Origin of the sequence: Kitasatospora sp. NPDC058170 (assembly GCF_042883905.1) — a bacterium.
Classification (GTDB): domain Bacteria; phylum Actinomycetota; class Actinomycetes; order Streptomycetales; family Streptomycetaceae; genus Kitasatospora.
In genome coordinates, this window is record NZ_JBHVUV010000013.1 from 181,570 (window position 1) to 195,716 (window position 14,147).

Sequence of the window (14,147 nt, forward strand, 5' to 3'; positions counted from 1 at the left end):
GTTGGTACGATCCCGGTGAGCCGCGACTGGCGCGCAGGGATGGAATCAACCATCGGGAAGCGGCTCCGTGAATCCTCACGTCAGTTGCCGTGCGCCTGGGCCGTCCGTATCCCGACGAGGAGACAGCCTTGGCCATCCCCGGTACCACCGACGCCGCCCAGCCGCCGCACACCGCCGCGAGCGCCACCGCCAACACCGCCTTCCGCAGCGCCCTCGACGTCGTCCGCGAGGTCGAACCGCGCATCGCCGCCGCCATCGGCCAGGAGATAGCGGACCAGCGCTCCTCGCTCAAGCTGATCGCCAGCGAGAACTACGCCTCCCCGGCCGTCCTGCTCGCCATGGGCAACTGGCTCAGCGACAAGTACGCCGAGGGCACCGTCGGCCGCCGCTTCTACGCCGGCTGCCGCAACGTCGACACCGTCGAGTCCATCGCGGCCGAGCACGCCCGCGCCCTGTTCGGCGCCGACCACGCCTACGTCCAGCCGCACTCCGGCATCGACGCCAACCTCACCGCCTTCTGGGCCGTGCTCTCCCAGCGCGTGGAGAGCCCCGCCCTCGAGCGCGCCGAGGTCCGCAACGTCAACGACCTCACCGAGCAGGACTGGGCCGAACTGCGCCGCGAGCTCGGCAACCAGCGGATGCTCGGCATGTCCCTGGACACCGGCGGCCACCTCACCCACGGGTTCCGACCCAACATCTCCGGCAAGATGTTCGACCAGCGCAGCTACGGCACCGACCCGGCCACCGGCCTGATCGACTACGACGCGCTGCGCGCCACCGCCCGGGAGTTCCGCCCGCTGATCCTGGTCGCCGGCTACTCGGCCTACCCGCGCCGGGTCGACTTCCGCCGCATGCGCGAGATCGCCGACGAGGTCGGCGCCACCCTGATGGTCGACATGGCGCACTTCGCCGGACTGGTCGCGGGCAAGGTGTTCACCGGCGACCACGACCCCGTCGCCCACGCCCACATCGTCACCACCACCACCCACAAGTCGCTGCGCGGCCCGCGCGGCGGCATGGTCCTGTGCACCTCGGAGCTGGCCGAACACGTCGACCGGGGCTGCCCGCTCGTCCTCGGCGGCCCGCTCTCGCACGTGATGGCCGCCAAGGCGGTCGCCTTCGCCGAGGCCCGCCGCCCCGAGTTCCAGGACTACGCCCGCCGGGTCGTCGACAACGCGCAGGCGCTCGCCGAGGGCCTGCTGCGCCGCGGCGGCCGCCTGGTGACCGGCGGCACCGACAACCACCTGGTGCTCGCCGACGTCTCCGGCTACGGCCTGACGGGTCGTCAGGCCGAGTCCGCCCTCCTGGACTCGGGCATCGTCACCAACCGCAACTCCGTCCCGCAGGACCCGAACGGCGCCTGGTACACCTCCGGCGTCCGGGTCGGCACGCCCGCGCTGACCACCCGGGGCCTGGGCACCGCCGAGATGGACGAGATCGCCGGCCTGATCGACACCGTGCTGCGCGGCACCACCCCCGCGGCCGGCCCGGGCGGTGCGCCGTCCAAGGCCCAGTACGTGCTGGACGAGGCGCTGCGCGACGGCGTCGCCAAGCGGGCGGCCGACCTGCTCGGGGCCTTCCCGCTCTACCCGGGCGTCGACCTGGTGTGACGGCGCAGTCCGATGCCTGAACAACCGCGCAGCCGCACGGCTGCGCAGCTGAGCACCTCGGGGGTGCGGGCCGACCGGCCCGCACCCCCGGCGTGCTTCCACCTCCCCGCGCTGCGGGTCGAGTTGACGGGCCCGCGTGCTGTGCGGGCGCCCGGGCCCGCGGACGGCTTCGGCCCCCCGCGGGCGGTCCGGTGGGAGGGTGCGGGCGGTGGAGATCATTCCGGCAGATGATGACAAACCGGTCGTGAGGCGGCAGGATGGAGAGCTGCCTTCGCGTTGCCGTGTTCACCGTCCGGTCGTGAAATGACGGTCTACGAAACTCTCTCGCCGAAAACCGTCTCACAGCCGATCGCAGAGCTGTAGATTGCAGCGAACTCGGGCGCGTGGGACTACTGTTGCCGTTGGGTTGAAGTGGCGTGGACTCCATCAGAACGGCAGGCCACCCGGAACGCAGACGAGGTTTCCCCGCCGCCGAAGAGAGTCGCCGAAGTGAGTCCGAGACCGTTCCCGCAGGTCCTCCGTACCGCGTAAGGAGCATCCCAGTGACCGACACCGCGTTGACCGGTGAGCAGCCACGGCTTGTCGAGCCCGCCGTGCTGGACGATGTACCCGGTTGGTTCTGGGACCACGACCGCCATCTCTTCGAGTGGTTCCTCGGTCGGCAGGAGAAGGCCGGGGTCACCGGCGACCTGCTGGAGATGGGCGCCTACCTGGGCCGCAGCGCCATCGTGATCGGCGAGCACCTGCAGGACGGCGAGACCTTCACGGTCTGCGACCTGTTCGACTCGGACGCCCCGGACGACGAGAACGCCGCCGAGATGGACATGTCCTACCGCAAGACGCTCACCCGGTCCGCCTTCGAGTCCAACTACCTCTCCTTCCACGAGCGGCTGCCGGAGATCATCCAGGCGCCGACCTCGACCCTGGCCGGCGGCCGGGTACCGGCCGGCTCGTTCCGCTTCATCCACATCGACGCCTCGCACCTGTACGAGCACGTGGTGGGCGACCTCCAGGTCGCGCGGGTGGCGCTGGAGCCGCACGGCGTGGTGGTCCTGGACGACTACCGCTCCGCGCACACCCCCGGGGTCGCCGCCGCGACCTGGGAGGCGGTCTTCAACCACGGCCTCAAGCCGATCGTGCTGACCGAGTGCAAGTTCTACGGCACCTGGGGCGACCCGGACCAGGCCCAGCTGGACCTGCTGCACGGGGTCGACCTGGCCGAGGGCTGTCAGCTCAGCGTGGAGACCGTGAACGAGCGGCGCGTCCTGCGGATCACCGGAAGCTCGGAGGGCATCGAGCCGTTCCGCGTCTCCCGCCACCACGACCGGCTGACCGCCGAGGCCGCCCGCCGCGAGGCGGTCGAGGCCCGCCGTGAGGCCGAGCGGGCCCAGGAGCAGGCCGCCGCGGACCTCGCGGGCCGCCGCGCCCGGGCCGCCGAGCGCCGCCGCCCGACCAACGTCGCCAAGCGCGTCGCCGGGGACCTCCTGCCGCCGGTGGTCACCTCCGCGATCCGCCGCGCACGCCGCGGCTGAACCCCCTCACGCGTGCGCCGACCGGGAGGACCGGTCGGCGCACGCGGTGTGTCCGAACGACTCAGACCCGCGCGGCCTCCGGCTCGCCCGCCGGCCGCTCCGCGTCGCCGCCCGCCGCGCCCTCACCATCCGCCGCAGCGGTGAGCTCCTGGCGCACCTGCGCCAGCGAGGGGTTCTGCCAGGCGCTGCGCACCCCCCACCGGTAGAAGGCCAGCGCGATGACGGCGACGGTCAGCAGGTCCCAGCCCGGCGCCAGGTAGCCGCGCCCGCCGAACTCCGTGCCGCCGGCCCAGGACACACCGGCCATGACGAAGAGGTAGGCGATCACCCAGACGCCGGCCAGCAGGTGAGGCCTGAGCTCCGCCCACGGCTTGCGCAGCTCGTACCAGGCCCAGATCGGCAGGCCGGCGGCCATCAGCAGGATGACCTTGCCGGTCAGCGGCCAGCGCGCCCAGTACAGCACCAGTGAGCCGAACACCATCGCGATCGGCGCGATCACCGGCATCGCCCGCAGCTTCACCGGGCGGGGCAGGTCCGGGGCGAGCCGGCGCAGCGCCATCACGGCGACCGGACCGGTGATGTACGAGATGACGGTCGCGACCGAGACGATCTCGGCGAGCGAGCCCCAGCCGCGGAAGACCGCGAGGAAGAGGAAGGCGATGAGCAGGTTGAGCAGCAACGCCGGCCGCGGGATGCCGGTCCTGCGGTCCACCCGGCCGAAGATCGCCGGCAGGTGCCCGTTCTCCTGCACCCCGTGGATCATGCGCGAGGTGGTGGCGGCGTAGATCATGCCGGTGCCGCTGGGGGAGACGAAGGCGTCCGCGTAGAGCAGCAGGGCGAGCCAGTTGAGGCCCCAGGCGATGGACAGGTCGGCCAGCGGCGAGGTGTAGCCGAGGCCGCTCCACCCGTCGGCGAGGTCGGCCGTCGGCACGGCGCCGAGGAACGCGACCTGCAGCGCGACGTAGATCACCAGGGCGATCAGGATCGACCCGATCACGGCCTTGGGCAGCGACTTCCCGGGGTTGCGGGCCTCACCGGCCAGGTTGAGCGGGGACTGGAACCCGTTGAACGCCCAGACGATGCCGGAGACGGCGACCGCCGTGAACACCGCGCTCCAGCCGTTCGGCGCGAAGCCGCCGTGGTCCTGGAAGTGGGCGGTGTCGAAGTGCGCCAGCAGCAGGCTGCCCGCGGTCAGCGCGGGGACGACCACCTTGAACACCGTGATCGCGGTGTTGGTCTTCGCGAACAGCGTGATCGCGAACCAGTTGAGCAGGAAGTACCCGACCAGCAGCACACTGGCCAGCGCCACCCCCGTGACCGTCAGCTCCTCGCCGTCGAACAACCCCTGCGCCCACCCGAAGTGCCAGGAGCTCATGTACTGCACCGACGCGGTGGCCTCACCCGGGATCACCGAGACGATGGCGATCCAGTTCGCCCAGGCGGCCAGGTACCCCGCCAGCGACCCGTGCGAGTACTGCCCGTACCGCACCATCCCGCCGGCCTTGGGGAACATCGAGCCCAGCTCGCTGTACGTCAGGGCGATGGTCAGCGCCACCACGGCACCGATCACCCACGCGACGATCGACGCCGGCCCGGCCAGCCGGGCGGCCCGCTCGGCCCCGAAGAGCCAGCCCGACCCGATGATCGAGCCCAGACCGACAGCGGTGAGGCTGATGGTTCCGAGCGAGCGGCGGTAGTTCTGGTGGGATGCCGTCGTCGACTCAGGCGCGCTCAACTATCAGTCCTCCATCTGGGTAAATTCCGGGCAAACGGGAAACACCCTACGAGGAAGAAACGGGCGAAAGCCTCAGATCAAGCTCAGACGGCACCGATCGTTGCTGTCTCGTGTCCGGTTATCGGACACCTGATGAGCGGGGAAAACAAAAATTCCCCGTGGGCTCCTGGGAGCCTCACGGGGAATTCCTTGGTGTCCGAGGGGGGACTTGAACCCCCACGCCCGATAAAGGGCACTAGCACCTCAAGCTAGCGCGTCTGCCATTCCGCCACCCGGACAGGGTGTGTGCTTCGGGGGTTTCTCTCGGCGCCCCCTCGGCGACAAAGAGAACATTACCAGGGTTCTGGAGTGCTTCTCACCTGCGTTTCTTGGCGGTGCGGAGGCCGGGGGAGCCGGCCGCGGCGGAGGCCCGGAGGGGAGGGAAGGGAAGGAAGGGGAAGGAAGCGGTCGAGTTGGGGGCCGGGGGCGATCGGGATCGGACGGGAGCGGTCCGACACGGGCAAGTTGTCGACGCTGCCGCGGTGCCGGGGGCCGCTCTCCTAGCCTCTGTGGACCGAGGGCGCCATGGGCGGAACGCCTGATTCCCGGGGTCGCGGACGAAGGGCGGCTGGACGTGGAGCAGATCAGCGGGGCGGCGAAGGCCGAGCCGAGACGGGGGGCGGCCGGACCGGCCGCGGGGGTGTGGCGGTTCCGGGTGCCGGCCGTGGAGGCCTCGGTGCCGCGGACCAGGCACGCGGTGCGGGACCGCCTGCTGGCGCAGGGGATGGCCGGGGTTCGCTACCAGGAGCTGGTGGACGACCTGCTGCTGATCGTCTCGGAGCTGGTCAGCAACGCGGTGACGCACGCGGCGGAGCTGTCCCCTGAGGTCACCACGGAGCTGCTGGTGCAGCGCGGCTGGGTACGGGTGTCGGTCGAGGACGGCGACCCGTACCGGCCGAAGGCGCTGGAGAGCGACACCGGGCGGACCGGCGGACGCGGACTGCTGCTGGTGAAGAGCGTGACCCTGCAGGCCGGCGGGGTCTGCGACGTGGAGCGGACCGGGGAGGGCGGCAAGGTGATCTGGGCCTCGCTGCCCGTCCCCCCGGAGGCGGACGTCTAGGCGTCCGCACCTGCTTGGCTACCAGTCGTGGCCGGCGATCTCGCGGATCCCCGGCAGGGCCGCCTCGAAGACGGTCTGGAACCAGACCGAGAACGGCCGCTCCGCCTGGAGCTCGCGCAGCTCCTGCGCGCTGACGAAGGCGTAGTCGTCGACCTCGTCCGGGTTGGGCACCACCGGGGCGGTGACCAGGCCGACGAACAGGTGGTTCCACTCCCGCTCGATCAGGCCGGACGCCTCGTCGGGGAGGTCGTAGCGCACCGTCCCGGCCTCGCAGAGCAGCGCCGGGGCGACGCCCAGCTCCTCGGCGGTGCGCCGGGCGGCGGCCACGAAGGGGGGCTCGTCCGGGTACGGGTGGCCGCAGCAGGTGTTCGACCAGACCCCGGGGGAGTGGTACTTGCCGAGGGCGCGGCGCTGGAGCAGCAGCCGGCCCTGGCGGTCGAAGAGGAACACGGAGAAAGCCCGGTGCAGCCGACCGGGCTGCTGGTGGGCCCAGTGCTTCTCGGCGGTGCCGATGGTCGCGCCCTCGTCGTCGACCAGCTCCAGCAGGATCTCGGTGGAGACGGAGCCCGGACCCGAGGCGGCGGAGTCGGCAGCGGCCGCCGGGAGGTCGGTCTCCACGTCGAGACCGGTGTCGATCTCCGCGCTGAAGTGCGTCGGGTTGGTCGGCGGACTCTGGGGCATGAGGCCTCTTTCGGGGGCGGTCGGAGCACCGGTGGCGTCGGGCTCCAGTCTGCCGTATGGGTGGCGGTGCGTACGGGTCCGACGCAGAACGGGGCGGATCATGGCGTTTCAGGGCCGATTCCGGCCGTTGGAATAGCAGGAGAGTTCGGTACGCGTTCGGAGTCCGTTCGATCCGGGGTCGGATGGCGAGTCGGCGCGAGCAGAACGAACACCGCGGCGACACCCCTCCTCCACGGCGATCACGCCGATCCGCACCGCCTCGCGCCCCTGCGCACCGCCGCGCGGCCTCCCGGCCCCCGGACCCCGCCCACAGCCCCCCGGCCGCGTTCCGGCTGGTCGCCACGGTCGCCTACCATCACATACGACACGGTGCCCGCATCTGCGGCGGGACCGGCGCGCCACCCGAGGGGCTCGACCCCCGTGGGCGCCGGGCACACCAGCGCACAGCACGACGGATCAGGAGACACCGCATGATCGGCCTCGTTCTGGCAGCCGGCGCCGGCCGCCGGCTGCGCCCGTACACCGACACCCTTCCCAAGGCGCTGGTGCCGGTCGACGGGGAGCGGACCATCCTGGACCTCACGCTCGCCAACTTCGCCGAGGTCGGCCTGCAGGACGCGGCGATCGTGGTCGGCTACCGCAAGGAGGCGGTGTACGACCGCAAGGCGGCCCTGGAGCAGAAGTACGGCGTCAAGCTGACCCTGGTCGAGAACGACAAGGCCGAGGAGTGGAACAACGCCTACTCCCTCTGGTGCGCCCGCGAGCTCTTCGCCGAGGGCCTCCTGCTGGCCAACGGCGACACCGTCCACCCCGCCTCCGTCCAGCGCACCATGCTGGAGGGCAACCGCCGCCTCGTCGAGGCGGGCGAGGCCCCCGGCATCCTGCTCGCCCTGGACACGGTGAAGAAGCTCGCCGACGAGGAGATGAAGGTCGTCGTCGACCCGGCCACCGGCATGCGGCGGATCACCAAGCTGATGGACCCGGCCGAGGCGACCGGCGAGTACATCGGCGTCACCGTGATCAACCCGTCCGCGGCCGCCGACCTCACCGACGCCCTGCGCGCCACCTACGAGCGCGACCCGCAGCTGTACTACGAGGACGGCTACCAGGAGATGGTCGACCGCGGCCTGCGGATCGCCGTGCAGCCGATCGGCGAGGTGTCCTGGGTCGAGGTCGACAACCACGACGACCTGGCGAAGGCGCGGGAGATCGCGTGCCAGTACTGACCCGACTGGTACCGTCGCCGGTCTTCGTCGAGATCCGCGCCGGGGCGCTGGACGCGCTGGCGGGCATCCTCGCCGACCAGCGGCTGTCCACCTCCGGCCGGATCGCGGTGGCGATCAGCAACGGCTCGGGCGCGGTGCTGCGCGAGCGCCTGGAACCGGCCCTGCCCGGCGCCGACTGGTACAACGTCGACGACGGCAGCCTGGACAGCGCGGTGCGGCTGGCGGACGAGATGCGCGGCGGCCACTACGACGCCGTCGTGGGCCTCGGCGGCGGCAAGATCATCGACGCCGCCAAGTACGCCGCGGCCCGGGTCGGCCTGCCGCTGGTCGCGGTCGCCACCAACCTCGCCCACGACGGCATCTGCTCACCGGTCTCCACCCTGGACAACGACGCCGGCCGGGGCTCCTACGGCGTGCCCGGCCCGATCGGGATCGTCGTCGACCTCGACGTGATCCGCCAGGCCCCGCCGCGCTTCGTCGCGGCCGGAATCGGCGACGTCGTCTCCAACATCTCGGCCTGCGCGGACTGGGAACTGTCCCACGCCGAGACCGGCGAACCGGTCGACGGACTGGCCGTCGCGATGGCCCGTTCGGCGGGCGAGAACCTGCTGCGACACCCAGGAAACCTTCAGGATCAGGACCTCCTCACGGCCCTCGCGGAAGCCCTGGTACTGTCCGGCATCGCGATGAACATCGCGGGCAGCACCCGGCCCTCGTCGGGCGCCTGCCACGAGATCTCGCATGCCCTGGACGTGCTGTATCCCAAGCGGTCCGCCCAGCACGGCGAGCAGGTCGGCCTCGGGGCCGCCTTCGCCAGCTTCCTGCGGGGCGAGCGCGAGCTGACCGGTCTGATCGTGGAGCGCCTGGCGCGCCACGGACTGCCGGTGACCGCGGATCAGATCGGCTTCACCGAGGCGGAGTTCACCGAAGCGGTGCACTACGCTCCGAACACCCGACCGGGCCGCTTCACCATCCTTGAGCACCTCGACCTCTCCCCATCAGCAATCAGGGACGCGTACGCCGACTATGTCCAAGCCGTCAACAGCTGACCCCTCCACCACGGGCGCCCAGACCTCCACCCCGCCCCCGGTCGACCTGACCCGCCGGCCCTCCATCGAGGAGCTCCGCTCGGTCATCCACCCGGAGGGCATGCTCCAGCGCCGAAGCGCCGAGCACTGGGCGGGCCGCCTGTACATGCGGAAGATCTCGCTGCGGATCACGCGCGTGCTCTCCACCGTCACGGCGATCACGCCGAACGGCCTGACCTACCTGATGATGTTCACCGGCATCCTGGCCGGCGCCGCCCTGGTCGTCCCGGGCATCACCGGCGCGATCCTCGGCGCCCTGCTCATCCAGGTCTACCTGCTGCTGGACTGCGTGGACGGCGAGGTCGCCCGCTGGCGCCGGCAGACCTCGCTGACCGGCGTCTACCTGGACCGGGTCGGCCACTACATGTCCGAGGCGGCCCTGCTCACCGGCCTCGGCCTGCGCGGCTGCGACCTGTTCCACAAGGCCGGCGACGCCTCGCACTGGGAGTGGGCCTTCCTCGGCACGCTCGCCGCGCTCGGCGCCATCCTGATCAAGTCCGAGACGGACCTGGTGGACGTGGCCCGCGCCCGCAGCGGGCTGACCGCGGTCGAGGACAGCGCCTCGGTGCCGCGCTCGGCCGGAGTGGCCAAGGCCCGCCGGGCGGCCTCCCTGCTCAAGTTCCACCGCCTGGTCGGCGCCGTCGAGGCCTCGCTGTTCATCCTCGCCGCGGGCGTCGCGGACGCCGTCCACGGCGGCCTGTTCTTCACCCGGGTCGCGGTGGTCGTGCTCGCCGCGATCGCCATGCTGCAGACCGTGCTGCACCTGCTGAGCATCGTCCTGTCCAGCAGGCTCCGGTGAGCGCCGTGACGGAGCCCACCCGGACCGGCGCCGCCGCCTTCAGGCTCGGCGCGGTCATCATCACCATGGGCAACCGCCCGGCCGAGCTGAACGCCCTGATCGAGTCCGTCCGCGCCCAGGAGGGCCCGGCGGTCGAACTGGCCGTGGTCGGCAACGGCGCCCCGCTGCCGCCGCTCCCGGCGGACGTGCGCGGCGTCGAGCTGCCGGAGAACCTCGGCATCCCCGGCGGGCGCAACGTCGGCATCGAGCTGTTCGGCAAGGACGGCCGGGACGTCGACGCCGTCCTCTTCCTGGACGACGACGGCCGGCTGCCGGGAACCGACTCCGCCCGACTGCTGCGCGAGGCCTTCGCCGGAGACCCGGAGCTGGGCATCGTCAGCTTCCGGATCGCCGACCCCGACACCGGCGTCACCCAGCGCCGGCACGTCCCCCGGCTGCGCGCCAGCGACCCGCTGCGCTCCTCCCGGGTGACCACCTTCCTGGGCGGCGCCAGCGCCGTGCGCTGCACGGTGTTCGAGCAGGCCGGCCAGCTGCCCGCCGAGTTCTTCTACGCGCACGAGGAGACCGACCTCGCCTGGCGCGCGCTGGACGCCGGCTGGGCCATCGACTACCGGGCGGACGTGGTGCTGCACCACCCGACCACGTCCCCCGCGCGGCACGCCTCGTACTTCCACAACGTGGCCCGCAACAGGGTTTGGCTCGCCAGGCGGAACCTTCCGGCCCTGTTGGTGCCTCTCTATCTGGGAACCTGGTTTCTGCTGACCCTGGCCCGCCGCCCCTCCCCGGAGGCGCTGAAGGCCTGGTGGGGCGGGTTCCGGGCGGGCTGGCGCGAACCCTGCGGTACGCGACGGCCCATGCGATGGCGTACCGTTTGGCGACTGACCAGGCTGGGCCGACCGCCGGTCATCTGACCGTATGGTCGGGCGGCTATGCGGTGATTTGAACCGCGCGGTTCAAACGTCGTACGGTCGTCCGATCGCAGCGGCCGGTGACCACACACCGGCCGGACTCCCCCGTGATCCGAGTGGATCCCCCTCGGCGCAAGGCCGGCGGACCCCCGTCGACCGGCCGCCCCGACCCGATCCCGCGCGAAGGACGAATGTGTCGACAGTGAGTGAACCCGTCAGCCTCTCAGCCCCGAGGGGGGCGGACGCGGGCCTGACCCCCAAGCAGCTTGCGGACAAGTACGGTCTGGCGGTCAGCGGCAGACGGCCCGGCCTCATCGCCTACTCCAAGCAGCTGTGGGCCCGGCGGCACTTCATCTGGGCTTTCGCCACCGCCCGCCTGGTGGCCCAGTACACCGACGCCAAGCTCGGCCAGCTCTGGCAGGTCGTGACCCCGCTGCTGAACTGCGCGGTGTTCTACCTGGTCTTCGGTGTGATCCTGAAGAGCAAGGACGGCTTCCCGGAGGACACCTACACCGCGTGGCTCTGCATCGGTGTCTTCGTCTTCCAGTTCACCCAGAACGCGGTGCAGTCCGGCACCCGGGCGATCGCCGACAACCTCGGGCTGATCCGCGCGCTGCACTTCCCCCGGGCCTCGCTGCCGATCGCCTTCACGGTGATCCAGCTCCAGCAGCTGCTGATCTCGATGGTGGTGCTGGTCGGCGTCGTGCTGGCCAGCGGCATCGAGCCGGGCCGGACCTGGCTCGCGGTCGTCCCGGCCCTGCTCCTGCAGTCGCTGTTCAACACCGGCGTGGCCCTGGTGATGGCGCGGGTCGGCGCCAAGACCAGTGACATCTCCCAGCTGATCCCGTTCGCGATGCGCGCCTGGATGTTCCTCTCCGGCGTGATGTTCAGCATCCAGGACAAGATCAGCACCTGGCCGGAGTTCTGGCAGAAGGTGATGCAGTTCAACCCGGCCTCGGTCTACATGGACCTGGTCCGGCACGCCTTCGCGCCGGTCATCTACAACAAGCACGTCCCCCAGCACCAGGTGTTCCCGCCGCACCAGTGGGCGTACGGCATCGCCTGGGCGGTCGGGATGTTCGTGATCGGATACGTCTTCTTCTGGAAGGCCGAGGAGGAGTACGGCCGTGGCTGACACCGACCTGCGAAAGGGCCTGTCCGTGCAGGACACCGACGTCGCCCGCGAGCCCACCGTCGTCGTCGACGACGTGCACATCGTCTACCGGGTGCACGGCGCCGGCTCCGGCAAGGGCAGCGCCACCTCCGCCGTCAGCCGCATCCTCAGCCGCAAGCGCTCCGCCGGCGTGCGCGAGGTGCACGCGGTGCGCGGGGTCAGCTTCACCGCCTACAAGGGTGAGGCGATCGGCCTGATCGGTTCCAACGGCTCCGGCAAGTCGACCATGCTGGCCGCCATCGCCGGCCTGCTGCCGACCGAGCGGGGCGGCATCTACACCAACGGCCAGCCCTCGCTGCTGGGCGTCAACGCGGCGCTGATGAACGAGCTGACCGGCGAGCGCAACGTCGTCCTCGGCTGCCTGGCGATGGGGATGACCCCGGCCCAGGTGAAGGAGCGCTACCAGGACATCGTCGAGTTCTCGGGCATCAACGACAAGGGCGACTTCATCTCGCTGCCGATGCGCACCTACTCCTCCGGCATGGGTGCCCGCCTGCGGTTCTCCATCGCGGCGGCGAAGACCCATGACGTGCTGCTGATCGACGAGGCGCTGGCCACCGGTGACCAGGCGTTCCAGCAGCGCAGCAAGAAGCGGATTGACGAGCTGCGCGGGTCCGCCGGTACGGTCTTCCTGGTCAGCCACGACAACAGCTCGATCCGCGAGGTCTGCGAGCGGACCATCTGGATCGAGGCCGGCGAGCTCGTGATGGACGGCCCGACCGAGGAGGTCGTGGGCCGCTACGAGCGCGGCGAGCGCCCGTAGCGCGGACAGGCCCGTACCGAGGGGCCGGTGCCGGGGAGTCCGCCCGGCACCGGCCCCTCGTCGCGCGTCCGGCACTTTGCAAAGTGTGGGAGGCGCGGCGCCGTGCCCACCCGGGGCCCTTCGCGGCGCCCTCCGGGCACTTTGCAAAGTGCCGGACGCGCGGCTGCACCCCCGGCCTCTCGTGGCGTCCCGTGCTCTTTGCAAAGTCCCTGGCTGTTTGCAAAGAGCACGGCCCGGCCCCCGCGTCCGGGCGGGCGTGCGCCCCCGGCGAGCAGGGGTGCCCGGTCGGCCGTCGGCTGTGCGGGTGAGCGCCCCGTGCGCCGGGCGGGGCGCCCTTCTCCGGCGAGCCCGGTGGTGTCAGGCTGTATGCGGGGGAGTGGTGTGCCGGGCGTGGCGGCCGAATCGGACGCGTGTCCGAGTGGGGTCGATGGCGCAGAGCGGTGTAGAACGGGGGAGTGACAGCAGTGTCGGCTTCGGCCCAGCCCAGTAGTGAGTCAGCAGACCGTTCGGCAGGTGGGACGCTGGAGAAGGCGGACGCGGAGAACTTCCCGGTCGCCCCGTTCTTCCTGCCCGCCGCCTGGCGCGGCGACCTGATGGCGGTCTACGGCTTCGCCCGGCTGGTGGACGACTCCGGCGACGGCGACCTGGCCGACCCGGCCGGCACCGCCCGCCTGCTCGGCGTCGAGACGGCGCCCCCGGCGACCCCGACGCCCCCCGCCACCCGGTCCGCCACTCCTTCGGCGCGTTCCGCCACTCCTTCGGCCCAGCCGGGCCCGCCCGGTCCGGCGGAGGTCGCGTTCCGGCTCGCACTGCTCGACGGGCTGGAACAGGACCTCGACCGCGTCTTCGAGTCGGCCCTGCGCCCCGCCGCCGCCGAGGCCCCCCGGCACCCGCTGATGCGCGCCCTCGTCCCGCTGGTGGACCGGCACGGGCTGACCCCCGAGCCGTTCCGCCGACTGATCGAGGCCAACCGGGTGGACCAGACCACCACCCGGTACGCCCGCTACGAGGACCTGATCGGCTACTGCACGCTCTCCGCCGACCCGGTCGGCCGCCTGGTGCTGGCCATCGCAGGGGTCTCCACCCCCGAGCGGATCGAGCTCTCCGACGCCGTCTGCAGCGCCCTCCAGGTGGTGGAACACCTCCAGGACGTCGCCGAGGACCTGGCCTGCGGCCGGATCTACCTCCCGGCCGAGGACCTGGCCCGCTTCGGCGTCACCGAGCAGGACCTCGCCGCCCCCGCCGCCGGCCCCGCCGTGCGCGAGCTGATCGCCTTCGAGGTCGGCCGGGCCCGCACCCTGCTCGACCGCGGTGCGCCATTGGTAGGTACGGTTCGGGGGAGGCTTCGACTGCTCCTGGCGGGATTCACCGCCGGCGGCTACGCGGCCCTGGCGGCCATCGAGGCCGCCGGGTACGACGTGCTCGCCCAGCAGACGAAGCCTGACAAGCGCCGCCTCGCAGCGAAGGCGGCGGCCATCTTCGCGAAGGGAAGGTGAACGCCCGAGTGGCGGCATCACCACTGGCGTCGGCGC

At 71.6% G+C, this 14,147-nt stretch carries 12 protein-coding genes, 1 tRNA gene and 1 riboswitch; of the genes, 10 read left to right on the plus strand and 3 right to left on the minus strand.

Going from position 1 to position 14,147, the window contains the following annotated elements:
• The first annotated feature begins 12 nt into the window (after window positions 1-12).
• Window positions 13-108, plus strand: a riboswitch (ZMP/ZTP riboswitch).
• 26 nt (window positions 109-134) lie between these two features.
• Window positions 135-1,610, plus strand: a complete 1,476-nt coding sequence (locus ACFVVX_RS16980; protein ID WP_387946209.1) for a glycine hydroxymethyltransferase — start codon at window positions 135-137, stop codon at window positions 1,608-1,610.
• A 542-nt stretch (window positions 1,611-2,152) separates the two neighbouring features.
• The gene (locus tag ACFVVX_RS16985) at window positions 2,153-3,142 is read left to right on the plus strand and encodes a class I SAM-dependent methyltransferase (RefSeq protein WP_387946139.1); all 990 of its coding nucleotides are present in this window, start codon (window positions 2,153-2,155) and stop codon (window positions 3,140-3,142) included.
• 61 nt (window positions 3,143-3,203) lie between these two features.
• Here the strand turns inward: ACFVVX_RS16985 and ACFVVX_RS16990 are convergent, their stop codons facing one another.
• Together ACFVVX_RS16990 and ACFVVX_RS16995 are read right to left on the minus strand one after the other, a co-directional pair.
• Window positions 3,204-4,877: an APC family permease gene (locus ACFVVX_RS16990; RefSeq protein WP_387946141.1), complete on the minus strand. Its 1,674-nt coding sequence runs from the start codon at window positions 4,875-4,877 to the stop codon at window positions 3,204-3,206.
• 190 nt (window positions 4,878-5,067) lie between these two features.
• Window positions 5,068-5,155, minus strand: a tRNA-Leu gene (locus tag ACFVVX_RS16995).
• 344 nt (window positions 5,156-5,499) lie between these two features.
• On the opposite strand from ACFVVX_RS16995, the gene ACFVVX_RS17000 reads away from it, so the two are divergent.
• The gene (locus ACFVVX_RS17000) at window positions 5,500-5,976 is read left to right on the plus strand and encodes an ATP-binding protein (RefSeq protein WP_387946211.1); all 477 of its coding nucleotides are present in this window, start codon (window positions 5,500-5,502) and stop codon (window positions 5,974-5,976) included.
• Between the two features lie 18 nt (window positions 5,977-5,994).
• Here ACFVVX_RS17000 and idi read toward each other — a convergent pair whose 3' ends face one another.
• Window positions 5,995-6,657 (minus strand): isopentenyl-diphosphate Delta-isomerase, encoded by a 663-nt coding sequence (idi, locus tag ACFVVX_RS17005; RefSeq protein WP_387946143.1) that lies wholly within the window; start codon window positions 6,655-6,657, stop codon window positions 5,995-5,997.
• A gap of 470 nt (window positions 6,658-7,127) precedes the next feature.
• Here idi and ACFVVX_RS17010 point away from each other — a divergent pair, with 470 nt between their 5' ends.
• The 7 genes from ACFVVX_RS17010 (at window position 7,128) to hpnC (ending at window position 14,111) form a co-directional block, all read left to right on the plus strand.
• Complete coding sequence (locus ACFVVX_RS17010; protein ID WP_387946145.1) at window positions 7,128-7,883, plus strand: sugar phosphate nucleotidyltransferase; 756 nt, start codon at window positions 7,128-7,130, stop codon at window positions 7,881-7,883.
• Window positions 7,871-8,932, plus strand: coding sequence for an iron-containing alcohol dehydrogenase family protein (locus ACFVVX_RS17015; RefSeq protein WP_387946147.1), 1,062 nt, complete (start codon window positions 7,871-7,873; stop codon window positions 8,930-8,932). Before ACFVVX_RS17010 ends, ACFVVX_RS17015 begins: the two co-directional genes overlap by 13 nt.
• Before the next feature lie 100 nt (window positions 8,933-9,032).
• The gene (locus ACFVVX_RS17020; RefSeq protein ID WP_387946213.1) at window positions 9,033-9,770 is read left to right on the plus strand and encodes a CDP-alcohol phosphatidyltransferase family protein; all 738 of its coding nucleotides are present in this window, start codon (window positions 9,033-9,035) and stop codon (window positions 9,768-9,770) included.
• A gap of 65 nt (window positions 9,771-9,835) precedes the next feature.
• Window positions 9,836-10,681 carry a glycosyltransferase family 2 protein gene (locus tag ACFVVX_RS17025; RefSeq protein ID WP_387946215.1) on the plus strand — a complete coding sequence of 282 codons (846 nt, stop codon included), beginning with the start codon at window positions 9,836-9,838 and terminating at the stop codon, window positions 10,679-10,681.
• A 190-nt stretch (window positions 10,682-10,871) separates the two neighbouring features.
• Window positions 10,872-11,813, plus strand: coding sequence for an ABC transporter permease (locus ACFVVX_RS17030; RefSeq protein ID WP_387946149.1), 942 nt, complete (start codon window positions 10,872-10,874; stop codon window positions 11,811-11,813).
• Entirely contained in the window at window positions 11,806-12,615 is an 810-nt protein-coding gene (locus tag ACFVVX_RS17035; RefSeq protein WP_387946151.1) for an ABC transporter ATP-binding protein, read from the plus strand. The genes ACFVVX_RS17030 and ACFVVX_RS17035 overlap by 8 nt, the downstream gene beginning before the upstream one ends.
• Window positions 12,616-13,079: 464 nt before the next feature.
• The gene (gene hpnC / locus ACFVVX_RS17040; RefSeq protein WP_387946217.1) at window positions 13,080-14,111 is read left to right on the plus strand and encodes a squalene synthase HpnC; all 1,032 of its coding nucleotides are present in this window, start codon (window positions 13,080-13,082) and stop codon (window positions 14,109-14,111) included.
• The last annotated feature ends 36 nt before the right edge of the window (window positions 14,112-14,147 follow it).